Annotated in this window: 23 protein-coding genes and 1 other annotated feature; of the genes, 18 read left to right on the forward strand and 5 right to left on the reverse strand. The window is 28.7% G+C overall.

The genetic code is table 11. The features are described from left to right. The first annotated feature begins 187 nt into the window (after nt 1-187). From BUA77_RS06330 to thiI, 3 genes are all read left to right on the forward strand, one after another. Nucleotides 188-796, forward strand: coding sequence for a lactate utilization protein (locus BUA77_RS06330; protein ID WP_072888395.1), 609 nt, complete (start codon nt 188-190; stop codon nt 794-796). Between the two features lie 68 nt (nt 797-864). After that, complete coding sequence (locus BUA77_RS06335) at nt 865-2,016, forward strand: cysteine desulfurase family protein (protein ID WP_072888397.1); 1,152 nt, start codon at nt 865-867, stop codon at nt 2,014-2,016. A 5-nt stretch (nt 2,017-2,021) separates the two neighbouring features. Continuing rightward, entirely contained in the window at nt 2,022-3,197 is a 1,176-nt protein-coding gene (gene thiI / locus BUA77_RS06340) for a tRNA uracil 4-sulfurtransferase ThiI (protein WP_072888399.1), read from the forward strand. A gap of 93 nt (nt 3,198-3,290) precedes the next feature. On the opposite strand, the gene pflA is transcribed toward thiI, so the two are convergent. Next, a complete protein-coding gene (pflA, locus tag BUA77_RS06345) occupies nt 3,291-4,037 on the reverse strand; it encodes a pyruvate formate-lyase-activating protein (RefSeq protein ID WP_072888402.1) in 747 nt (248 codons plus the stop codon). A gap of 65 nt (nt 4,038-4,102) precedes the next feature. Continuing rightward, nucleotides 4,103-6,334, reverse strand: coding sequence for a formate C-acetyltransferase (gene pflB, locus BUA77_RS06350; RefSeq protein ID WP_072888404.1), 2,232 nt, complete (start codon nt 6,332-6,334; stop codon nt 4,103-4,105). A gap of 416 nt (nt 6,335-6,750) precedes the next feature. Between pflB and BUA77_RS06355 the strand changes: the two genes are divergently transcribed. Continuing rightward, the gene (locus tag BUA77_RS06355) at nt 6,751-8,331 is read left to right on the forward strand and encodes a DEAD/DEAH box helicase (RefSeq protein WP_072888439.1); all 1,581 of its coding nucleotides are present in this window, start codon (nt 6,751-6,753) and stop codon (nt 8,329-8,331) included. 41 nt (nt 8,332-8,372) lie between these two features. Here BUA77_RS06355 and BUA77_RS06360 read toward each other — a convergent pair whose 3' ends face one another. After that, a complete protein-coding gene (locus BUA77_RS06360; RefSeq protein WP_072888407.1) occupies nt 8,373-9,611 on the reverse strand; it encodes an LL-diaminopimelate aminotransferase in 1,239 nt (412 codons plus the stop codon). Nucleotides 9,612-9,740: 129 nt separating this feature from the next. Between BUA77_RS06360 and BUA77_RS14685 the strand changes: the two genes are divergently transcribed. The 10 genes from BUA77_RS14685 to spoVAE all read left to right on the forward strand — a co-directional run bounded on the left by BUA77_RS14685 (nt 9,741) and on the right by spoVAE (nt 15,778). Then, nucleotides 9,741-10,568 (forward strand): molybdopterin-dependent oxidoreductase, encoded by an 828-nt coding sequence (locus BUA77_RS14685; RefSeq protein ID WP_072888409.1) that lies wholly within the window; start codon nt 9,741-9,743, stop codon nt 10,566-10,568. Continuing rightward, nucleotides 10,565-11,134, forward strand: coding sequence for a molybdopterin dinucleotide binding domain-containing protein (locus BUA77_RS14690; protein ID WP_072888411.1), 570 nt, complete (start codon nt 10,565-10,567; stop codon nt 11,132-11,134). The genes BUA77_RS14685 and BUA77_RS14690 overlap by 4 nt, the downstream gene beginning before the upstream one ends. Nucleotides 11,135-11,245: 111 nt before the next feature. Continuing rightward, nucleotides 11,246-11,581, forward strand: a complete 336-nt coding sequence (gene spoIIAA / locus BUA77_RS06375; RefSeq protein ID WP_072888413.1) for an anti-sigma F factor antagonist — start codon at nt 11,246-11,248, stop codon at nt 11,579-11,581. 15 nt (nt 11,582-11,596) lie between these two features. Beyond that, on the forward strand, nt 11,597-12,034 hold the full coding sequence (gene spoIIAB / locus BUA77_RS06380; RefSeq protein ID WP_072888415.1) for an anti-sigma F factor: 438 nt from the start codon (nt 11,597-11,599) through the stop codon (nt 12,032-12,034). Between the two features lie 11 nt (nt 12,035-12,045). Beyond that, a complete protein-coding gene (gene sigF / locus BUA77_RS06385) occupies nt 12,046-12,810 on the forward strand; it encodes an RNA polymerase sporulation sigma factor SigF (RefSeq protein WP_072888417.1) in 765 nt (254 codons plus the stop codon). 121 nt (nt 12,811-12,931) lie between these two features. Further along, nucleotides 12,932-13,525: a hypothetical protein gene (locus BUA77_RS06390; RefSeq protein ID WP_084605569.1), complete on the forward strand. Its 594-nt coding sequence runs from the start codon at nt 12,932-12,934 to the stop codon at nt 13,523-13,525. 10 nt (nt 13,526-13,535) lie between these two features. Continuing rightward, a complete protein-coding gene (locus tag BUA77_RS06395) occupies nt 13,536-13,946 on the forward strand; it encodes a stage V sporulation protein AB (RefSeq protein ID WP_143151313.1) in 411 nt (136 codons plus the stop codon). Nucleotides 13,947-13,956: 10 nt separating this feature from the next. Beyond that, nucleotides 13,957-14,382, forward strand: a complete 426-nt coding sequence (gene spoVAC, locus BUA77_RS06400) for a stage V sporulation protein AC (RefSeq protein ID WP_072888421.1) — start codon at nt 13,957-13,959, stop codon at nt 14,380-14,382. A 17-nt stretch (nt 14,383-14,399) separates the two neighbouring features. Then, on the forward strand, nt 14,400-15,410 hold the full coding sequence (spoVAD, locus tag BUA77_RS06405) for a stage V sporulation protein AD (RefSeq protein WP_072888423.1): 1,011 nt from the start codon (nt 14,400-14,402) through the stop codon (nt 15,408-15,410). A gap of 11 nt (nt 15,411-15,421) precedes the next feature. Continuing rightward, nucleotides 15,422-15,778, forward strand: a complete 357-nt coding sequence (gene spoVAE, locus BUA77_RS06410) for a stage V sporulation protein AE (RefSeq protein WP_072888425.1) — start codon at nt 15,422-15,424, stop codon at nt 15,776-15,778. Between the two features lie 23 nt (nt 15,779-15,801). On the opposite strand, the gene BUA77_RS06415 is transcribed toward spoVAE, so the two are convergent. Next, complete coding sequence (locus BUA77_RS06415; RefSeq protein WP_072888427.1) at nt 15,802-18,327, reverse strand: transglycosylase domain-containing protein; 2,526 nt, start codon at nt 18,325-18,327, stop codon at nt 15,802-15,804. A 188-nt stretch (nt 18,328-18,515) separates the two neighbouring features. Beyond that, nucleotides 18,516-18,719 (forward strand) — a binding site (T-box leader). Between the two features lie 73 nt (nt 18,720-18,792). Here BUA77_RS06415 and tyrS point away from each other — a divergent pair. The 4 genes from tyrS to BUA77_RS06430 all read left to right on the forward strand — a co-directional run bounded on the left by tyrS (nt 18,793) and on the right by BUA77_RS06430 (nt 21,971). Then, entirely contained in the window at nt 18,793-20,019 is a 1,227-nt protein-coding gene (gene tyrS / locus BUA77_RS06420; protein ID WP_072888429.1) for a tyrosine--tRNA ligase, read from the forward strand. Nucleotides 20,020-20,073: 54 nt separating this feature from the next. Continuing rightward, on the forward strand, nt 20,074-20,757 hold the full coding sequence (gene yunB, locus BUA77_RS06425; protein WP_072888431.1) for a sporulation protein YunB: 684 nt from the start codon (nt 20,074-20,076) through the stop codon (nt 20,755-20,757). 165 nt (nt 20,758-20,922) lie between these two features. Beyond that, nucleotides 20,923-21,084 (forward strand): hypothetical protein, encoded by a 162-nt coding sequence (locus BUA77_RS13790; RefSeq protein WP_159428959.1) that lies wholly within the window; start codon nt 20,923-20,925, stop codon nt 21,082-21,084. Between the two features lie 50 nt (nt 21,085-21,134). Continuing rightward, entirely contained in the window at nt 21,135-21,971 is an 837-nt protein-coding gene (locus BUA77_RS06430) for an MBL fold metallo-hydrolase (protein ID WP_072888433.1), read from the forward strand. A gap of 406 nt (nt 21,972-22,377) precedes the next feature. On the opposite strand, the gene BUA77_RS13795 is transcribed toward BUA77_RS06430, so the two are convergent. Then, nucleotides 22,378-22,567 (reverse strand): hypothetical protein (locus tag BUA77_RS13795; RefSeq protein ID WP_278280557.1); only part of this gene is annotated, 190 nt, incomplete at its 5' end.

The raw sequence follows: 22,567 nt of genomic DNA on the forward strand, positions 1-22,567 counted from the left end.
GAATAGAGATTTTATTGAGGTTACCAGGGGGATAACCACTAAATATAGTTTAACAAAATACGACATATTTTTCAATAGTTTTTTAAAAAAATTTTAAAATTTTATATATAATTATAGAATTTTAATTAAATATTTTAAGTTGAAATATATTATAATATACTAGTAATCTATAATAGGAGGGGATTTAATGAAGAATATAGAAATTATTTTAAAAAATCTAAAATCTAGAAGAATAGAAGGAAAGTTTTTTGAAACTAGAGAAGAGTTAAAAAAAGAATTATTAAATGAAATAAGTGAAGATGATATTGTAGCTATTGGTGGATCTATGACTATAGAAGATTTAGGTTTATATAATGACTTACTAGATAAAGGAAATAAAGTCTTATGGCATTGGAAAGTAAAACAAGAAGAAAAAATGGATGTTTTAAAGAAAGCTATTTTTTCTGATGTGTATTTATCAAGTACTAATGCTATTTTAGAGGATGGAAGAATAGTAAATATAGATGGAGTAGGAAATAGAGTAGCTGCAATGTTCTTTGGGCCAAAGAAAGTTAGAATAATATGTGGTATAAATAAAATATGTAAGGATTATGATGATGCAATGAATAGAATAACAACTGTTGCATGTCCTAAAAATGCTAAAAGACTTAACAGGAATACACCTTGTGCAAATTTAGAAAAGTGTATGGATTGTAAAAGTGAAGAAAGAATGTGTATGGTTACAAGTATAATAGAAGCAAAACCTCCAACAATAGATTTTAAAGTATATATATTAAATGAAGAAATAGGGTATTAACTTTACAAGAAAAGCCAAATAATATAATATATTATTTGGCTTTAAGAATTTCATAGAAGGTGATAATAATGGAAATATATTTAGATAATAGCGCAACTACTAAACCATATAAAGAAGTAGTTGATAAAATGGTTTATGCATTAACTGAGGAATATGGAAATCCATCGTCAGTTCATAGAAAAGGAGTAATTGTTGAAAAGGATATAAAGAATGTTAGAAAAGAAATAGCTAAGTTTTTAGGAGCAAAAGAAAAAGAAGTATTTTTTACATCAGGAGGAACAGAGTCAAACAATGCTGTTATAAGAGGTATTGCATATGCTAATAAAAGAAGTGGAAAGCATTTGATAACTACTAAAATAGAGCATCCTTCTGTTCTTAATACCTTTAAAGATTTAGAAAGTGAAGGATACAATGTTACATACTTAGATGTAAATGATAAAGGTGTAATAGATTTTGAAGATTTTCAAAAAGCATTAAGAGAAGATACAATACTTGTAAGTATTATGCATGTAAATAATGAAGTAGGAAGTATTCAGCCAGTAGATAAAATAGGAAAATACTTATCTAAGCTTAAAAGAAAGGTATATTTTCATGTAGATGGAGTTCAATCCTTTGGTAAAATCGATTTTAAGCCATCTAGATATAATATAGATCTTTTATCTGTAAGTGCTCATAAAATACATGGTCCAAAGGGAATAGGATTTTTATATGTAAAAGAAAATACTAAAATAAAACCTATTTTAACTGGTGGTGGTCAAGAAAGTGCCTTTAGATCTGGAACTGAAAATGTTCCAGGAATATTAGGACTTGGTGAAGCTGTAAGAATTACAATGACTGGCATAAAAGAGAATATAGAGAAGATTAAAAATTTAAAAGAATTATTGTTAAAAGAAATAAAAGATAATATAGATGATATAAAAGTAAATAGCAGTGAAGATGGAGTTTGTCATATTTTAAATGTATCGTTTTTAGGAATAAAAGGAGAGATACTTCTTCATTATTTAGAAGAAGAAAATATTTATGTATCAACTGGATCTGCTTGTTCTTCTAAGAAAAAGGGAAGTCATGTACTTCTTTCAATGGGAATTTCTAATAAAGAAATAGAAGGTGCTATAAGATTTAGTTTATCTTCTATGAATAATGAAGAGGAAATTATAAAAGCTGTTAAAGTAATAAAAGAAAAAGTAGAGGAACTTAGAAATATAATAAATAAGAGGTGAGACTTTTGTACAATGTAGTTATTGCAAGATATGGTGAAATAGGAATAAAAGGAAGAAATAGATATATATTTGAAGACAAGCTTGTTAAAAATATAAAAAATTCCTTAAGAGAAATAGGAAAATTAAATGTATATAAACAATACGGAAGAATATATATAGATGTAGAAGACTATGATTATGAAAGTATAATAGAAGAAGCAAGAAAGGTATTTGGGATAGTTGCACTAACTCCTGCTATAAAGATGGAAAATGACTATGATAAGTTAAAAGAAGCAGCACTTGATCTTGTAAAAGAAAAGATAGAATTTGAAGATGTAAAAACATTTAAAGTAGAATCTAAAAGAACAGATAAAAGTTTTAGATTAAATTCAATGGAAATGAGTAGGGATATAGGGGGATATATTTTATCTAATTTAGGAGATAAAATAAAAGTAGATGTTCACAATCCTGATGTTAAAGTAGAAGCAGAAATGAGAGAAGAATGTGCTGTAGTTTATGTAGATAAAATACAAGGTTATGGAGGACTTCCTCTTGGAACTAATGGAAAGGCTATGGTTCTTTTATCTGGAGGTATAGATTCTCCAGTAGCAGCTTGGCTTGTTGCAAAAAGAGGAGTTGAAGTAGAGGTAATTCACTATCATAGTTATCCTTTTACAAGTGAGAGATCAAGAGAAAAAGTTGAGGATCTTGCTAGAATTTTATCTAAATATTGTGGAAAAATAAGAATGCACAGTGTAAATCTTCTTCCTATTCAAAAAGAAATAAATAAAAACTGTAAAGAAGAAGAAATGACTATTATTTCAAGAAGATTTATGATGAAAATAGCACAAAGAGTAGCACTTTCTAGAAATTGTAATGCCCTTGTTACTGGAGAAAGCATAGGTCAAGTTGCATCACAAACTATCCAAGGTCTTACTGTTACAAATTCTGCTGTAGATATACCTGTTTTTAGACCGCTTATTGCCATGGATAAAAGTGAGATAGTAGAGCTTGCTAAAAAAGTAGGGACATATGAAACTTCTATAATACCAGAAGAGGACTGTTGTACTGTATTTTTACCAAAGAGTCCTCTTACAAAGCCTAAACTTGAAAAAATAATGCTTTCAGAAGAACGTCTTGATGTAGAGAAGCTTATAAATGAAGCAATTGAAAATATTGAAGTAGAGGAGATAATGTTTTAATTTATATAAATTAAAAATAATCCCCATAATATTTAAATTGCATCTAGTATTTACAATTTAAATATTATGGGGCTCTTTATATGCATTCATAATTTATGAAGCCTTTCTTGCTTTTATTGTTAATCCATATTTTTCAAATATTCTACTTGCTTTTTCAACATCCTCATCAGTTGCATCACAAATTCCTTTAAGAGGATATTCATATCCAAGTTCTTCCCATTTAAATTCACCCATTGAATGATAAGGAAGTACTTCTATATTTTCAACATTTTTAAGATTAGAAACAAATTTTGCAAGGTTTTCTATGTCTTCTTCTTTGTCTGTAATACCAGGAACTAGTACATATCTTATCCAAGTAGGGATATTTCTTTTTTCTAAATGTTTAGCTAAATTTAAAGTTTTATCATTATATACACCTGTTAGCTCTTTAAAGGAATCTCTATTTATATGCTTTATATCTAAAAGAACTAAATCTGTATAATCTAAAATTGGATCTATTATCTCTATATCTACAAAACCAGAAGTATCAACAGCAGTATGAATATCATTTGCTTTGGCTTCCATTAACAATCTTTCTAAAAATTCTGGTTGAAGAGTAGGTTCTCCACCTGATACCGTAAGACCACCACCAGAGTACTTCATAAAAGGAGTATATTTTTTTATATCATCCATAAGTTCTGGTACAGTATATTCTTTACCACTTTTTACATCCCAAGTATCCCTATTATGACAATATTTGCATCTTAACGGACAACCTTGAGTAAATACTATATATCTTATTCCAGGACCATCTACAGTTCCGAAAGTCTCTATAGAATGAATTCTACCTTTAATTGACATAAAAATCACCACCTAATTAATAAACTTTTAGCCGAGAGATAATATTTCTCTCGGCTGTATTTAAATTACATTTTTCCATGGAAAGTTCTGTTTATAACATCTAATTGTTGTTCTTTTGTTAATTTTATAAAGTTAACTGCGTATCCAGACACACGTATTGTAAGCTGTGGATAATTCTCTGGATGTTCCATAGCATCAAGTAATGTTTCTTTATCAAATACATTAACATTTATATGGTGTCCTGATTGAACAAAGTATCCATCAAGTAAATATGCTAAGTTGTTAATTCTTTCTTCTTTAGTCTTTCCTATAGCTCCAGGTACTACAGTAAATGTGTAAGAAATACCATCTTGAGAATGCTCATATGGAAGTTTAGCAACAGAAGATAATGATGCTAAGCATCCTTTAGAGTCTCTTCCATGCATTGGGTTTGCACCTGGTGCAAATGGTTCTCCAGCTTTTCTTCCATCTGGAGTACTACCAGTTTTCTTACCATAAACTACGTTTGAAGTTATAGTCAATATTGACTGAGTAGGTAAAGAATTTCTATAAGTTTTATTTTTTCTTATTTTATTCATAAATCTTTCTACTAAATCAGTAGCTATTGAGTCAACTCTATCATCGTTGTTTCCGAATTTAGGGAAATCTCCTTCAGTTTCAAAATCAACAGCCATACCATTTTCATCTCTTATAACTTTAACTTTAGCATGCTTTATAGCTGATAAAGAGTCAGCACATACAGAAAGCCCAGCTATACCACAAGCCATAGTTCTAAATACATCTCTATCATGTAGAGCCATTTCTACTTTTTCATAGCAGTATTTATCATGCATATAGTGAATTATATTTAATGTATTTACATATAGATTAGCAAGCCAGTCTAAGAACATATCAAATTTTTCCATAACTTCATCATATTCTAAGTATTCAGAAGTTATAGGTTCAAACTTAGGTCCAACTTGAATTCCTTTTTTCTCATCTTTACCACCATTTATAGCATAAAGAAGAGCTTTAGCAAGGTTACATCTAGCGCCAAAGAATTGCATTTGTTTTCCTATTCTCATTGCAGAAACACAGCAAGCTATTCCGTAGTCATCTCCCCAATATGATCTCATTAAATCATCATTTTCATATTGGATAGAGCTTGTATCTATAGACACTTTAGAACAGAATTTCTTAAAGTTTTCTGGAAGATTCACAGACCAAAGTACAGTTAAGTTTGGTTCTGGAGCAGGTCCTAAAGTATATAAAGTATTTAACATTCTGAATGAGTTTTTAGTAACAAGTGTTCTTCCATCAACACCCATACCACCTATTACTTCAGTTACCCAAGTTGGATCTCCAGAGAATAAGTCATTGTATTCAGGAGTTCTTAAGAATCTAACCATTCTAAGTTTCATAACAAAGTGATCCATTATTTCTTGAGCTTCTTCTTCAGTTAAAACTCCATTTTTTATATCCCTTTCAAAGTATATATCAAGGAAAGTAGATACTCTACCTAAGCTCATTGCAGCTCCATTTTGTTCTTTAACTGCTGCAAGATATCCAAAATAAGTCCATTGAACAGCTTCTTTAGCGTTAGCAGCAGGTTTTGATATATCAAAACCATATTCTAAAGCCATTTCTTTTAATTCTGTTAAAGATTTTATTTGTTCAGATATTTCTTCTCTTAATCTTATAGTATCTTCATCCATTGTAAGAACATTTAAAGAATTCTTTTGTTCTTCTTTGTCTTGTATTAATCTATCTATTCCGTAAAGAGCAATTCTTCTGTAGTCTCCAATAATTCTACCTCTACCATAAGCATCTGGAAGACCTGTTATTATACCAGCACGTCTAGCAGCTCTCATTTCTGGAGTGTAAGCATCAAACACGCCATCGTTATGAGTTTTTCTATATTTAGTAAAAGCTTCTTTAATAGATGAATCAAGTTCATATCCATAAGCTTTACATGAATTTTCAACCATTCTTATTCCACCAAAAGGCATTACAGCTCTTTTAAGTGGAGCATCTGTTTGAAGTCCAACTATTGTTTCTAAATCTTTATCTATATATCCAGCTTTGTGAGAAGTTATAGATGAAACAGTTTTAGTATCAACATCAAGAGTTCCACCTTTTTTAACTTCCTCTTTCATTAATGTTGAAACTTTATCCCATAATTTTTTAGTATTTTCTGTAGCTCCTGCTAAGAAAGAATCGTCTCCTTCATATGGAGTATAGTTAAGTTGTATAAAGTTTCTTACGTCTATTTCCTTAGACCATTTACCCTCTTTAAAGCTTTCCCACGCTTTTGTCATAAAAAATCACTCCTCTAAGCTAAATAAAATGTATTGTTAAACTGTATACAATATATTTATAAACATATAATAACATATCTGTAGAGAATTTTGTATACAATATCCTGATTGTTACGAAAAATTAATATTTGTAACAATTTAATATATTTACTCAAATCAAAAAATATTTAAAACATATTAATATATATAAATTTTAAATATGATTTTATTTAAATATAATCTTAAAATATTTTTACCAATTAAAGTATTAGGTTAAAGTTTGCTTATTGATTATGATTTATATTGTTTATTTTATACTTTATAATTTAAATTATTTAATTATAATATGAAAATAATCGTTGCATAATATTAATAATATATATATAATAGAAAAGATGAGCAGATGATAAGGAAACGAAAGGAAAGTGAATATAAATATGGAAAATTTGAAATTTGAAGAATTGAATTTATCTGATGAAATAAAAAGAGCTATAGCTGATATGGGATTTGAACAGCCATCTCCTATTCAAGCTAAAGCTATACCTTATATATTAGAAGGAAGAGATATAATAGGTCAAGCTCAAACTGGTACAGGAAAAACAGCAGCTTTTGGTATACCTGTTTTAGAAAGGATAGACGCAAATGATAAAAGTTTACAAGCTTTAGTTTTATGTCCTACTAGAGAGCTTGCTATTCAGGTAGCTGGAGAAATAAGAAAGCTTGCAAAATATACTCATGATATAAAAAGTTTACCTGTATATGGAGGTCAGCCTATAGACCGCCAAATTAAAGCATTAAAAAAAGGTGTACAAATAGTTATAGGTACTCCAGGTAGAGTTATGGATCATATGAAGCGTAGAACATTAAAAATGGATAATGTAAAAATGATTGTTTTAGATGAAGCTGATGAGATGCTTGATATGGGATTTAGGGAAGATATAGAAACTATTTTAGAAGCAATGCCGTCTAATAGACAAACTACTTTCTTTTCAGCCACTATGCCTAAAGCAATATTAGATCTTACTAAAAAGTATCAAAAAAATCCTGAACTTGTAAAAGTTGTTCGCAAGGAGTTAACAGTACCAAATATACAACAATTCTACATTGAAACAAAGCAAAAAGCAAAGCTTGAAGTCTTATCTAGATTGATTGATGTATATAATCCAAAATTATCTGTTGTTTTTTGTAATACAAAAAGAAAAGTTGATGAATTAGTAGGAGAACTTCAAGCAAGAGGGTATTTTGCTGATGCACTTCATGGAGATTTAAAGCAAGCACAAAGAGATAATGTAATGGCTAAATTTAGAAGTGGTACAATAGAAATATTAGTTGCAACAGATGTGGCAGCTAGAGGTATTGATGTTGATGATGTAGAGTGTGTATTTAACTATGATATTCCACAAGATGATGAATATTATGTTCATAGAATTGGAAGAACAGGACGTGCAGGAAGAACAGGAAGGGCTTTTTCCTTTGTTTCAGGTAAAGAGATTTATAAATTAAGAGACATAAAAAAATATACAAAAACTAAGATAGTTAGACATGATATTCCTTCTCTTAGTGACGTAGAAGAAATAAAAACTAATGCATTTTTAGAAAAGGTAAAAAATGTTATAGAAGAAGGGCATTTAACAAAACAAATCAACTTTATTGAACAGTTAGCAGAAGAAGACTATACAACTTTAGATATAGCAGCAGCTCTACTTAAAATGGCAATGGGTGATCAAAGCAAAGAAGAAATAAAAGAAGATATGTTTGAAAATACTGGTGCAGAGGAAGGGATGGTTAGACTATTTATCAATATAGGAAGAAGACAAAATGTTAGACCAAAAGATATACTAGGAGCTATTGCTGGAGAAACTGGTATTTCAGGAAAATTAATTGGTACAATTGATATTTATGATAGATATACTTTTGTAGAAGTACCAAGAGAATATGCTAAAGATGTATTACAAGCTATGAAAAATAATACAATAAAAGGTAAAACTATCAATATAGAGCCTGCTAATAAGAGGTAGATAAAAAATAAAAAGGTGTTTGTGCGAATGCAAACACCTTTTTATAATTTAAATACAAGATCTAATTTTTTTAATCTATTTTTTAACTCTTGAATAACTTTTTTTTCTTCTTCATAATCTTTAGCCTCAAAAGTTACAGAAATTCTAAGAAATGATTCTGCCTCATCCCAAGGAATAGTTGAAACTAAAGCATTTTTTAGTATGAAATTTGAAGCATCCTCTGCATTTTTAAATTCATAACCAGATGATGTTCCTTTAGGTATAGGAACATAAGCATAAAAAGTTCCTTTAGGCTTTTTAGCATCAAATCCAACCTCTCTTAAAGCCTCTACTAGTAAATCAAATCTTCTTGAGTATCTTAAGGAATTTTCTTTTATAAGTTCAGGGTGATTTAGAGCGTATACACCAGCTTTTTGTATAGCTCTAAACTGACCAGAATCAGTATAACCTTTTATATTAGAATATGCTTTTATTATTTTTTCATTTCCTACAACAAAAGCAAGTCTCCATCCTGTCATATTATATGATTTAGATAAAGAATGAATTTCAAGACCTACATCCATGGCACCATCTACAGATAAAAAGCTTAAAGGTTTGTTATTATCAAACACAAGAGCACTATATGCAGCATCAGATATAACTAATATATCATTTTCATAAGCAAAATCTATAACCTCTTTATAAAATTCTTTTGTGGCTATTTGCCCTGTGGGATTATTTGGGTAATTTATATATAAAAGCTTTGATTTTTTTAATATATCTTTTGGAATTTTAGAAAAATCAGGATAAAAATTATTTTCTTTATATAAAGGAAGATTATATACATTTCCTCCTAAGAATTTTGTATAATTAGATATAATAGGATATCCTGGAACAGTAGCAAGAGTAATATCACCAGGATTTATGAAACACATAGGAAGCATAGCTAAAATAGATTTAGAGCCAATACCGTGCATAATATTTTTATATGGATTTAAACCTTTTAAATTATATACTTTCTCTAAAAATTTTGCTGCTGCTTCTTGAAATTCTGGTATTCCATTATCAGAATACCATCTATTTTCAGGTTTTATACATTCTCTGCAAAGTACATTACCTATTTCAGTATTAGCAGGAAGATCAGGTTCTCCAACCCCTAAATCTATTATTGGTATATTAGGATAATTTTTTTTTATTTCTTCTTTTTCTTTTTTTATTTTTTCAAACTTATATGCTTTAGGATTTTTAAAAAAATCTATTCCACCGAGACGATTTGCTATTTTGCTATCAAAAAAATACATTAATGTCCCCCCTTAGATGTAAAATCAAATCTTTAAATTATTTTATTAGTTATTAATAAATTTTGATACTGTATAATAAAATAGATATTACTGCAATAGCATAAATCTTAATAAAAAGGAGATGTAAGAATGAAAATTTTGAGCCATGGCTGCACATTAGATTGCTTTGACTGCTGTAAATTCAATGTATATGTTAAAGATAATAAGGTTCTAAAAATAGAAGGAGACAAGAACCATCCATATACAAAAGGATTTATTTGTATAAAAGGAAAAAAACATTTAGAAAGATTAAATCATAAAGACAGAATATACAATCCTTTAAAAAAAGTAAATGATAAATGGAAAGAAATAAGCTTTGATGAGGCTTTAAATATAATAAGTGAAAGGCTTATTTACTATAGAGAAAAATATACTTCAAAGTCAGTTTTTCATTACTGTGAATCAGGCTCTGGAGGAATTTTAAAAGGAATAGAAGATATATTTTTTAATTTCTATGGAGGAATAACTAAATCAAAAGGAAGCACATGTTGGGGAGCTGGAATTAAAGCTCAAAAATATGATTTTGGTGATGTAAAAGGTCATTCACTAGAAGATATGTTCAATTCTAAAAATATAATAATATGGGGAAGAAATCCTTATAATACGTCTATTCATTTAATGAATATAATAAAAAAAGTTAAAAGTAAAGGAATAAAAATTATAGTAATTGACCCTTTATATACAGATACAGCAAAAAATGCAGATTTATATATACGTGTTAATCCATCAAGTGATGGAGCACTTGCCATGGCTGTTACTAAAATAATAATAGAAGAAAATTTAATAGATAAAGAATTTATAAATAAATATGTAAAAGGATTTGATGAATACAAAAATTATTTAGATACACTAAGTATTGATTATTTATCAAAAGAATGTGGAGTAGATATTAAACAAATAAGCTTGCAAATAAGATGAATATAAAAAATTATCCTAGGGTTTCTAAAAAAGAGTATTTACAAAAAGTAATTGAGCCTTTAAATACAAAACTTGAAGATATAAAAAATAAAAATATAACTATACAAGAAGGTGAAGTAGCATGGGATAATCTAATATTTAAAACAAAATCTAAAAAAATAGAAATATATTCAACAAATGCAAAAGAAGATGGATTAACTCCAATACCAATATATGAAAACAAAAGAAATGAAAAAATAAGACTTATATCTACACATCCAAGAAATTCAATATTTACTCAACATTTTTTAGATGTTGATGGTATTTCTAAAGCATATATAAATAAAAAATTGGCAAATAAATATTTAATAAATCAAGGAGACAAGGTAGTACTAAAGTCTGAAAATGGAGAAATTATTGTAGAAATTATAATAAATGAAGATATACTTGATAATATAGTTCATATGTACACAGGATGGTGGCATAAGCATGGTAATCCAAATTTTTTAACCAATGATATATCATCTGAAATGGGAGGACAAGTTGCATATAATGAAACATTTATAGATATTGTCAAAAAGTGCTAGTTTTTAGCGCTTTTTTTATTGTCATTCTACAAAAGTAGTTAAATTTTTATGAAGGAAAAAAGTAGTATTTTATAGAAAATATCTAAGAGCATTATATAGGGGGGGATAATATTGAATATAAACTATAAAATAGAGCATAGAAATCTAATAGTTGAGTTATATGGTGAATTAGATCATCATATAGCTTCGGAGGTAAGGGAAGAAATTGATATGGCCATAGATCAAAACTCTATTAAAAATGTAATTTTTGATTTTAAAAATATGAATTTTATGGATTCTTCTGGGGTAGGCGTAGTTATAGGAAGATATAAAAAGGTATCAAAAACAGGAGGAAAGGTGATAGCAGTAAATTTAAACAAACATGTTAAAAGAATATTTGAATTATCTGGAATGAACAAAATAATAGAAGTTTATAATAATCGTGAAGAGGCACTAAGTTCTTTATAAGGGGGAAATTATAGGATGAAGAATTATATGGAAATTAGTTTTTTAGCTAAATCAGAAAATGAAGCTTTTGCTAGAGTGGTAGTTGCTTCTTTTGCATCTCAACTTGATCCAACTATAGATGAAATTGCAGATATAAAAACTGCTGTATCAGAAGCTGTTACAAATTCTATAATTCACGGATATGATGAAGATGAAAGTAAGCTTGTTTATTTAAAATGTGAAATAGAAGATAATACTATAAAAATAGTAATAGAGGATAATGGAAATGGAATAGAGAATATAGAAATGGCTAAGCAACCACTTTATACATCAAAACCTGAACTTGAAAGATCAGGTATGGGATTTACTGTTATGGAAACATTTATGGATGAAATGATAGTTTCTTCCATCTTAGGGGAAGGAACGAAAATAGTTATGAAGAAAACAATAAAATCTAATAAAAGAGAAGAGTAGGGGTAATAACTATGGTGATGCCTGCCTTTAGAGAAGAAAAAAAACAACTGCTTAGCCACGAAGAAACACTTGAACTTATAAAAAAAGCTCAAAATGGAAATGAAGAAGCAAAAAAAGTATTAATAGAGAGTAATTTGGGTCTTGTAAGAAGTGTTGTAAATAAATTTTTAAATATAGGTTATGAAAGAGATGATTTGTTTCAGTTAGGATCTATTGGGCTTATTAAGGCAATATATAAATTTAATGATGAATTTAATGTAAAGTTTTCTACATATGCAGTTCCTATGATACTAGGAGAAATAAAAAGATATTTAAGAGATGACGGAATGATTAAAGTTTCTAGATCTTTAAAACAAATAGCAACAAAAGTCAAAATGGAAACTGAAAAATTATCTAAAAAATTAGGAAGAGAACCTACTATTGAAGAAATTTCAAAATCTATAGGAGTTTGTAAAGAAGACATTGTTATGGCTCTTGAATCAAATTTATCTGTTGAATATTTATATGGAGTAATACATGAAGATGAAGGTTCTCCTATATGTTTAATAGATAAAATAAGTCAAGAGAAAGCTATTGATGATGAAAAAATTGTAGACAATTTACTTTTAAAACAAGTTTTAAATAAATTAGATAAAAGAGAAAGACAAATTATAATGCTTAGATATTTTGAAGATAGAACACAAAGTGAAATAGGGGATATACTTGGAATTTCTCAAGTGCAAGTTTCACGTATAGAAAAGAAAGTTTTAGGTAAATTAAAAAATATGATAAGTTGATGAAAGTCCCAATATTATTAAAAAATGATATTGGGATTTTTTTATTGTTTTAAATAGTGTGTTTAATTAGTTTATTTTTATTTTTTTTGCAAATAATAAAAGCATGAAGGGGGACTTTAAAATGATGCAAATATATTTAATTCCAAAGAAAAATCTAAGGTTTAATAAAAATATAGATAAGATAGTTTTAAAAGATTTATTTGATATATATCCTAGTGAAAAAGAAATTTTAGTAAAAGATATTGTTATAAAAGAATTTCAAAATATAAATAAAGATTATGATGTTATAGAGCTTGGAGATGTAATAAATAAAATAAACTTAATTAATGATAAAATAAAAATAAATTTTTTAGATAATAGCAATTTACTAATACATTTTAAAAATAATAAACAAGATAGAACTTTGTTTATAAGAGTTATTTTAGTTTGTATAATTCTATTTTTAGGAGCAGGTATGGCAATTATAAACTTTCATTCTGATGTAAATATGAATGAATCACACAGAACAATACTTAGAATATTAACTGGAAATAAAAATAAAGATTTACTATTCCTTCAAATACCATATTCTTTGGGTATAGGAGTGGGAGTTGCTGTATTTTATAATAAAATAATACCTAACTTTTCAAAATCAGAGCCAAGTCCACTAGAACTTGAGGTATCAGCATTCAAAACTGAAGTACAAAATTATATTATAGAAAATAATGAAGAATAAGGAGGATACATTGAAATTAGCATTTATAGTAGTATTAGGATTTTCAGAAGGTGTTGTAGTAGGAGCAGGAGTAGTAGCATTACTTACACTTTTAGATATAATTCCAAGGCTTTGTCAGATTACTAATAGTTATAAATATTTAAGATATTATGAAATAATGCTTATAATGGGAGCTTTTTTTGGAAGTTTATTTTCTCTTACTAATATATCTTTTAATTTCGGAATTTATACTTTGATTATTGTAGGTACTTTTTATGGAATATTTATTGGGCTTTTAGCATCAGCACTTGCTGAAGCTATAGATGTAATTCCTGTAATGGAAAGAAGACTCAATATACAAGGTAATGTAAAGTATATAATAATAGTTCTTATATTTGGAAAATTAGTTGGATCTATAATAAATTGGACAATATTAAAATAGAGGTGATTTTGTGGATTATAAAAAATATGTAGAGAAGAAAAGTCCTAAGCCTACCTATTTAAAAAATTTCATATGGGCATTTGTTGTAGGTGGACTTATATGTGATATAGGTCAATTCATATTAAATACATATATTAAATTTGGACTAGATAAAAAAATGGCTTCAACTGCTACATCAATAACTTTAATTTTCTTAGGAGCATTTCTTACAGGACTTGGAATTTATGATCTTTTAGGTAAAAGAGCAGGAGCAGGTTCTATTGTACCAATAACAGGTTTTTCTAACTCAATAGTATCTCCTGCCATGGAATATAAAAGAGAAGGGTATGTGCTAGGGGTTGGAGCTAAAATGTTTACAATAGCAGGGCCTGTGCTTGTATATGGAATAGGAAGTTCAGTAATAGTAGGGTTAATTTATTACTTTTTAGGAAAATAGATAGAAAGGAGAAAAAAATGGCAAAAAAAAGATTAGGAAACCAAACTGTAGAGCTTAAAAACAGTCCTGTTATAATATCAACTAGTTCTATTGTAGGGCCTAAAGAAGGAGATGGTCCTCTTAAAGATTATTTTGATAGAATTTTACAAGATGATTTGTTTGGAGAAGATAGCTGGGAGCTTGCAGAGAGTAAAATGGTAAGAGAAGTTGTAAAAATGGCCATAAATAAAACAAATTATGTATTAAATCAGGTAGATTACATATTTGCAGGAGATTTATTAAATCAATTAATGTCAACGTCTTTTGCGGCAAGAGATTTAAAAAGACCATTTTTTGGATTATATGGAGCTTGTTCTACAATGAGTGAATCGCTTTCTCTTGCTTCTATGATTGTAGATGGAGGATATTCAGATTTAGTTGCTGCAGCAACATCAAGTCATTTTTGTACAGCAGAAAGACAATTTAGATTTCCATTAGAGCTAGGAAATCAAAGACCTATGACAGCTCAGTGGACAGTTACAGGTTCAGGATGTTCTATTATATCATCAAAAGGAGAAGGTCCTAAAGTTAAAAGAATTACAACTGGTAAGGTAATAGATGAGGGAATTACTGATGTTAATAATATGGGACCTGCCATGGCTCCAGCAGCATATGATACAATTAAAGCTTATTTTGATGATACGAAAGATGATATTGAGAGTTTTGACATAATAGCAACTGGAGATTTGGGGATAATTGGAGGGCAAATACTTCTAGAGTTTATGGAAAAGGTAAATTATGATATTTCAAATGTATATATGGATTGTGGAATTGAAATATTTGATCATAAAAGACAGGATACACACTCAGGAGGAAGTGGATGTGGATGTTCAGCTAGTGTATTTAACGGATATATATATAAAAAACTTTTGAATAAAGAATTTAATAAAGTAATGTTAGTATCTACTGGAGCATTGTTATCTTCCACTAGTACGCTACAAAAACAAAGTATTCCTTCGATTGCTCATGCTGTAGTAATAGAAAATTAGGTGGTGATAAAGTGGAATATTTAAGAGCATTTTTAGTTGGAGGTACAATATGTGTTATAGGTCAAATATTAATGGATTTTTTAAAAATACCATCTCCATATGTTTTAGTCAGTTTTGTAACAGCAGGAGTTATACTTACAGGATTAGGATTATATGAGCCAATAGTGAAGTTTGGAGGAGCTGGAGCAACAGTACCTCTTCCTGGATTTGGATATGGTCTTGCAAAAGGAGTAATAGAGGAAGTAGGAAAAAGAGGTTTTTTAGGAGCGTTTATAGGAGGAACTGCAGCTAATGCAGGAGGAATAGCTGCAGCAGTATTCTTTGGATATATTATGTCACTATTATTTACACCTAAAGCAAAACCGTAAAAAAACAATAAAATAGAGAGCAATTAATTGCTCTCTATTATTTCAGTATTTTCATCATTTTCATTTTTTATTTTACCTTTTATTTTATCCTTTTTATTTTCAAAAATTTTATCTTCTACATTTTGATTATTTTTATTATCTTCATTATTATCTGAATCACTTTGGTTATCCTTTGAATTATTATTCTCATCTGAATCCTTTTTATCAAACAACCATTTATCTATTATATCTGAAGGTGTAGTATCCTCATTAATTTCTTCTTCTTCCTTTTGGGTATGAATTTCACAATATTTAGTAGGTTCAGTACCTTTTACAAATATTTCAGTTCTTGTTTTTTCACAAAAATGTGTAGCTAAATCTCCTGACTCAGTACATACAGTTTTTTGTATAATACCGCTAGGCCTTTCAAATGATTTTCTAGGTAAGTTGCTGTGTACTTGAGACATAACTTTTTTCCAAAGCATTGCCGACATTCTACTTCCTGAAGATAAGGATTTATTCATATCATTTCCAATCCAAGTTGCTCCTACATAATAAGGAGTATAACCTGCAAACCATGCATCATACTTGTTTGAAGTAGTTCCAGTTTTTCCTGCAACAGGCATATTAGAAAGTCTAGCACGTCCTCCGGTTCCTGAAGTTACTACAGTTGTTAGTATATCTGTCATTACATATGCTGTTTGAGGACTCACAATTTTATGTTTGACTTGTTGACTTTGTAATAAAACTTTTCCACTTGCATCTTCAACTTTTGTAAAGAATATGGGCTTTATATATGTTCCTTTATTTGCAATTGCTCCATAAGCAGCTGTCATTTCAAGAGGAGTTATTCCTTTTGTCATACCTCCAAGAGTCAATGCTGCAAAGTTTTTATCATTGTGACCAGGTGTTTTAACTATAGTTGTTATTCCCATGTTTTCTAAATAATCAATCATTATATCTACAGAAGAATATTGACTTGTTGATAACATCTCAGCAGTTTTTACTGAACCTACATTTGAAGAATGCTGAACAGATTCTCGTAATGTAATTGGTCCTCTGTATCTATTTGCATAGTTTTTAGGTTTCCAATTATTAGTATAGCTGAATCTGAAATTTTCTTGGGTGTCATCTATAGGAGTAGCTGCTGTCATTCCATTATCAAGGGCTGGTAAATATACAGCTAGAGGCTTTATAGCAGAACCGGGTTGTCTTGGATTTATAGCTCTGTTAAAAAGCTTGCTTCCTCCAATCATTCTTCCACCAACTAAAGCTTTAACTTCTCCATTATGATAATCCATAATTACCATGGCTGACTGAGGTTGTATATTTCCATTATTATCCTTAAATGTTCCTGGAAAATTTGAACTGTTTTGATATTCTTTTTCAAGGATTTTTTGAATACTAATATCCATAGTTGAGTATATTCTAAGACCTCCATTATAAAGCATATCTCTAGCTTCATCTTCACTAAATCCTTTTTTAACTAAAGCATCTATTACTTCATCTTTTACTAAATCTACAAAATATGAAGATACATTACTTGCTTTTTTCTTTCCTACTTTTATTACTATAGATTCATTTTTTGCTTTTTCATACTCGGATTCAGTTATGTATCCTAGTTCAAGCATTTTTTTAAGTATAACTTCTTGTCTTTCTTTTGAATTAGGATTTAGAACTGCTTTTCTGACTACAATTTGTTCTTTCAATAGTTGATCATACTGATAGTTATCTATAAGACCTTTAGAAAGTAATTTTTTAAACATGTCCTTTTCAATATCATTTGCAGGGTTAGTATTAGCTGTTTTTGGATAGAATACTAATAAATTTTTTATTTCATCTAAATTTTCACTTCCATCTAGTCTTGCTGTAGTGTATGGAGAATATTTAGATGGATTTTTAGTAATACCTGCAATCATAGCAGATTCTGCAAGTGTTAATTCACTTACATCTTTTGAAAAATAAGTTTGAGCAGCAGCTTGTACGCCTACTGCGCCTCTACCTAAGTAAAAGGTATTTAGATATGTTTGTAATATTTCGTCCTTACTTAAATGTTTTTCGATTTCAAGAGCATAATATGCATCTTTGATTTTTCTTGTTATAGTTTTTTCGCTAGAAGTATACATGTTTTTTGCAAGCTGTTGAGTTATAGTACTTGCACCTTGAGCTTTACTCATTGTTTTTATGTCATACCAAAGTGCACCAAATATTCTTTTTATATCTACTCCATTGTGTTCATAGAATCTTTCATCTTCAATAGCTATGACTGCATTTTGTAGGTTGCTTGGAATTTTATCTAAGGTAACTAGGCTTCTAAAGTTTGTGCCATGGACTTTTTCTATTAAGTTACCATCTTTATCATATATGAAAGAACTTTCATCCAGCATATTTTCAATATTATTAGGGTCTATTGGTGGAGCATTCTTTATTACACCAAAGATGATACCCATTCCACATGCTGTTCCAACTATAAATAAGATGATAAAAGTAAGGATTGCTACTCTAAAAATACTTATTTTCTTCTTATTTTTACTTTCCTTACTTTTATTTTTATCTTTTTCACTGCGCATCTTATTCCCTCCTTATCCTGTATATTATAACATACAAATTTTTGTTCGTTCTATAGATTTTATAAAGAATATTGTTTGTAACAATAATGTAACAAATGGGAAAAAATGAAAAATACAACAAGATAAGAAAGTCTTTCTTGAAATAAAACTTATATTTATGATAAAATGGGGTAAAATATATTAAATAGGTAAAAGCTATGAAAGAGTTCAGTAGTCATCATGGTTACAATATTAGAGAGCAAATCGGTTGGTGAAAGATTTGTAGTACATGTTTGGATGAAATACGCTCTGGAGTTTCGAAGTCAAAAGCTTCGACGGATTCCACACGTTATAGTGGGTAGAGGCATTTTTATGTGAATTAAGGTGGTACCACGGGCTTTCTCGTCCTTATGTGATGAGAAGTCCTTTTTTAATGATATAGAAAATTATAATATTTTCATAAATTTAAAGACAGGAGGTTTTAAAATGACAAATGTATTTGATGTTTTAAAGGAACGTGGATTCATTAAACAAACTACTCATGAAGAGGAAATACGTGAACTTTTAGGAAAGGAATCAGTAACATTTTATATAGGATTTGATGCTACTGCTGATAGCTTACATGTTGGACATTTTTTACAATTAATGGCTATGGCACACCTTCAAAGAGCAGGGCATAGACCGATTGCACTTTTAGGTGGAGGTACTACTATGGTAGGAGACCCTACAGGAAAAACAGATATGAGAAAAATGTTAACAGTTGAAGAAATTCAACATAATGCAGATTGCTTTAAAAAACAAATGGCTAAATTCTTAGATTTTTCTGATGGGAAAGCTATTATGGCAAATAACGCAGATTGGCTTATGAATTTAGAATATATTCCATTCCTTAGAGAAATAGGAAGACATTTTTCGGTAAATAGAATGCTAACAGCAGAATGTTTTAAAAGCCGTATGGAAAAGGGGTTATCTTTTCTTGAGTTCAACTATATGATAATGCAGGCTTATGACTTTTTAGAGCTACATAGAAAATATGGATGTAAATTAGAATTAGGTGGAGATGATCAGTGGTCAAATATTATTGCTGGAGCAGATTTAATTAGAAGAGTTGAAGGTGAATCAGCTTATGGTATGACATTTACTTTACTTACAAATAGCGAAGGTAAAAAGATGGGTAAAACAGAATCTGGTGCTGTTTGGCTTGATTCTCAAAAAACATCACCTTATGATTTCTACCAATACTGGAGAAATGTTGCTGATGCTGATGTTCAAAACTGTTTATCACTACTTACATTTATTCCTATGGATGAAGTAAGAAGATTATCTTCTTTAGAAGGAGCTGAAATTAATAAAGCTAAAGAAGTTTTAGCATATGAAGTTACAAAGATAGTTCATGGAGAAGAAGAAGCTAAAAAGGCTCAGGAAGCTGCAAGAGCTTTATTTGGAAAAGGAGCCATGGCAGGGTCTATTCCAACTACAGAGATATCTAGAGAAGAATTTGCTGAGGGTATGGATATAATAAGCATACTTACTACTACAAAACTTACTTCTTCAAGAGGTGAAGCAAGACGTTTAATACAACAAGGTGGAGTTTCTGTAAATGATGAAAAAGTAAAAGATATAAGTCTTGTTATAAAAGAGGAAGACTTTAAAGATGATGGATTGATGGTTAAAAAAGGAAAAAAAGTATATCATAAAGTAAAATTAGTTTAATTAAATAGTAACACTTTAAAAAACCCTTCATAATATAATATGGGGGGTATTTTTTTGAAAAAGTTATTAAAAGTAAAAAAGAGAAGAAGGAATAGGAAAATAGTAAGCGTTATTATTTTAATATTATTATTTATTATATTTATAGGATCATTTATATTTATAGATAGAAAGATAAAACCAACAGTTCAAGCAATAGCTGAATCAAAAGCACAAGAGCTTGCAAATAGATCAATAAATAAAGCTGTAGGACAAATTTTGCAAGGCAAAATTAAATATGAAGAGCTTATAAATTTAAAAACAGACGTAGACGGAAATATTACCATGATACAAGCAAATACTATACTAATGAATAAAATAGCATCAGATGTAGCAATTGAAGTACAACAGCAATTGAAACAAATAAAAACAACATCAGCAAATATTCCATTAGGAACTGCTTTTAAAAGTTCTATACTTGCCAAATATGGACCAAAATTAAAAGTAGGAGTTCAGCCTGTTGGAATAGTTAATGTAGATTTTAGAACAGAATTTGATTCATCTGGGATAAATCAGACTAGACATAGGATATATTTAATAATAAAAACCAAGGTTAGAGTAATAATACCATTTACATCTTCATATAAGGAAGTTGCAAGTCAAATGCCAGTATGTGAAACAATAATAGTAGGTAAAGTGCCTCAAAATTATGTAAATATACCAGAAAATGAAGTTCCAAATATAATAGATGCTGGAGAATAAAAAAGTTAATTCCTCTATAAGTGTATGTAGAGGGATTTATTTTTTAATAAGTATTAAAGTGAAATTTCCCATATTACATATTTAAATATTTTTTGCTTTTTTCTTATAATTTGCAGTATAATAAAAAATGTAAAAATAGAAATAATATGGGGAGGGGGAGATTTGATGGATATAGAACAATTAAAAATTATTGCTGTTAGAAAAAATGGTGAAATACTTCCTCCTTGTGGAAGGTGTAGAGAATTTATGTTTCAAGTTAACAATGAAAATCTTGAAGCAGATGTATTGGTTTCAGACAATAAAGTAGTTAAACTTAAAGAATTATAATCATATTGTTTAGACTATAAATTTTAAATAATAAAGGAAGGATACAAAAAATGAAATTAACAGTATTGATAGATAATAATACTCTAATAGGGAGTTGTTTGTATGGAGAGCCGGGTTTGTCTTTTTTTATTGAAGATGAGGAGGTAAATGTTTTATTTGATACAGGATATACAGATGCTTTTATAAAAAATGCATACAAGATAGGAATTGATTTATTACAAGCTGGTTTTGTAGTTATTTCTCATGGACATTACGATCATACATGGGGATTATCTTCTTTAATCAGAAAGTATATAGAAACAAAATCAGAAAATAAAAAACACGATAAACCTGTATTTATAGGACATCCATTAGCGTTTTTAAATAGAGAAAATTTTAGAGGTAAGCAAAGAGGATGTATGATTGCACCTGAAAAATTAAATAGATATTTTAAACTGAATTTAAGTAAGGATCCTGTTTGGATTACAGATAGACTAGTTTTTCTTGGTGAGATAGAGAGAACAAATCATTTTGAAAATAAAATACCAGTGGGTAAAATTGAAAATAATGGAATAGAAGTAGATGATTATGTGCTAGACGATTCTGCTATGGTTTATAAATCTTCAAAAGGATTAGTAATTATTACAGGATGCTCTCACTCAGGTATTTGTAATATTATTGAATATGCAAAAAAGGTTTGTAAAGAGGATAGAATTTATGATATTGTAGGAGGACTACATTTGCTTAAGCCCAATGAAGAACAACTAAAAAATACTTTAGAATATTTAAAAGAAATTGATATAAAGGAAGTTCATGCTTGCCATTGTACAGATTTAAAATCAAAAATAGAATTATCTAAGGTAGTTAATTTGAAAGAAGTAGGTTCAGGAACAGTGCTAGAATATTAAGATATAAGTATATAAATTTTATAAGGCATAGTTGTTAAATTACATATAGTTTTTTTATAATGAATAGAAAAAATATAATCATTTTAAATTGTGGATAAATTGATTTTTGAAAATTAGTTCCTACATATTTACAATATTTTTTAAGTGCTTTATTAATTGATATTATTATATGTAATTTAATAAGAAAGTAGTGAATTTAATGTTAAAAGATTTATTTGTTAATATGACTATATTAATTACATTTATTTTTTAGGTAGTTGCAAAATAGAGTGAAAGGTTATCCACAGAAAAATTGAGTTGAAATTACTAAATAGAAAGAGTTATTAACAGTAATATTCAAAAAAAGACGCAGTTAAATAAAGGTTCAGTAAAACCTTTTTAAAAAGGATATAGAGTTTAAAAAAACTTAAGCAATTAAAGATTTAATAGCAAGAGGATTGTGGATATTGTTAGTCTTAAACATTAAAACAAACGCAACTAACTGAGAAATACAAGCCAGTAAAACATCAGCTTTTAAAGAAACAGTATTTCTAACTTTAGATGATTTGATTTGAATAAAGTTTTTTAGTTGAGAAATAGACCTTTCACAAATAGTT

The sequence above is a fragment of the Tepidibacter formicigenes DSM 15518 genome, assembly GCF_900142235.1.
Classification (GTDB): domain Bacteria; phylum Bacillota; class Clostridia; order Peptostreptococcales; family Peptostreptococcaceae; genus Tepidibacter; species Tepidibacter formicigenes.

Excerpts from the sequence above, each read along its gene's own strand:
- sigF (WP_072888417.1), top strand. The coding sequence starts at position 12,046 with ATGGTGATGCCTGCCTTTAGAGAAGAAAAAAAACAACTGCTTAGCCAC.
- BUA77_RS06335 (WP_072888397.1), top strand. The coding sequence starts at position 865 with ATGGAAATATATTTAGATAATAGCGCAACTACTAAACCATATAAAGAA.
- BUA77_RS14690 (WP_072888411.1), top strand. The coding sequence starts at position 10,565 with ATGAATATAAAAAATTATCCTAGGGTTTCTAAAAAAGAGTATTTACAA.
- BUA77_RS06330 (WP_072888395.1), top strand. The coding sequence starts at position 188 with ATGAAGAATATAGAAATTATTTTAAAAAATCTAAAATCTAGAAGAATA.
- spoIIAB (WP_072888415.1), top strand. The coding sequence starts at position 11,597 with ATGAAGAATTATATGGAAATTAGTTTTTTAGCTAAATCAGAAAATGAA.
- pflB (WP_072888404.1), bottom strand. The coding sequence starts at position 6,334 with ATGACAAAAGCGTGGGAAAGCTTTAAAGAGGGTAAATGGTCTAAGGAA.
- BUA77_RS14685 (WP_072888409.1), top strand. The coding sequence starts at position 9,741 with ATGAAAATTTTGAGCCATGGCTGCACATTAGATTGCTTTGACTGCTGT.
- BUA77_RS13790 (WP_159428959.1), top strand. The coding sequence starts at position 20,923 with ATGGATATAGAACAATTAAAAATTATTGCTGTTAGAAAAAATGGTGAA.
- BUA77_RS06355 (WP_072888439.1), top strand. The coding sequence starts at position 6,751 with ATGGAAAATTTGAAATTTGAAGAATTGAATTTATCTGATGAAATAAAA.
- BUA77_RS06390 (WP_084605569.1), top strand. The coding sequence starts at position 12,932 with ATGATGCAAATATATTTAATTCCAAAGAAAAATCTAAGGTTTAATAAA.
- spoVAD (WP_072888423.1), top strand. The coding sequence starts at position 14,400 with ATGGCAAAAAAAAGATTAGGAAACCAAACTGTAGAGCTTAAAAACAGT.
- BUA77_RS06360 (WP_072888407.1), bottom strand. The coding sequence starts at position 9,611 with ATGTATTTTTTTGATAGCAAAATAGCAAATCGTCTCGGTGGAATAGAT.
- BUA77_RS06415 (WP_072888427.1), bottom strand. The coding sequence starts at position 18,327 with ATGCGCAGTGAAAAAGATAAAAATAAAAGTAAGGAAAGTAAAAATAAG.
- pflA (WP_072888402.1), bottom strand. The coding sequence starts at position 4,037 with ATGTCAATTAAAGGTAGAATTCATTCTATAGAGACTTTCGGAACTGTA.
- BUA77_RS06430 (WP_072888433.1), top strand. The coding sequence starts at position 21,135 with ATGAAATTAACAGTATTGATAGATAATAATACTCTAATAGGGAGTTGT.
- tyrS (WP_072888429.1), top strand. The coding sequence starts at position 18,793 with ATGACAAATGTATTTGATGTTTTAAAGGAACGTGGATTCATTAAACAA.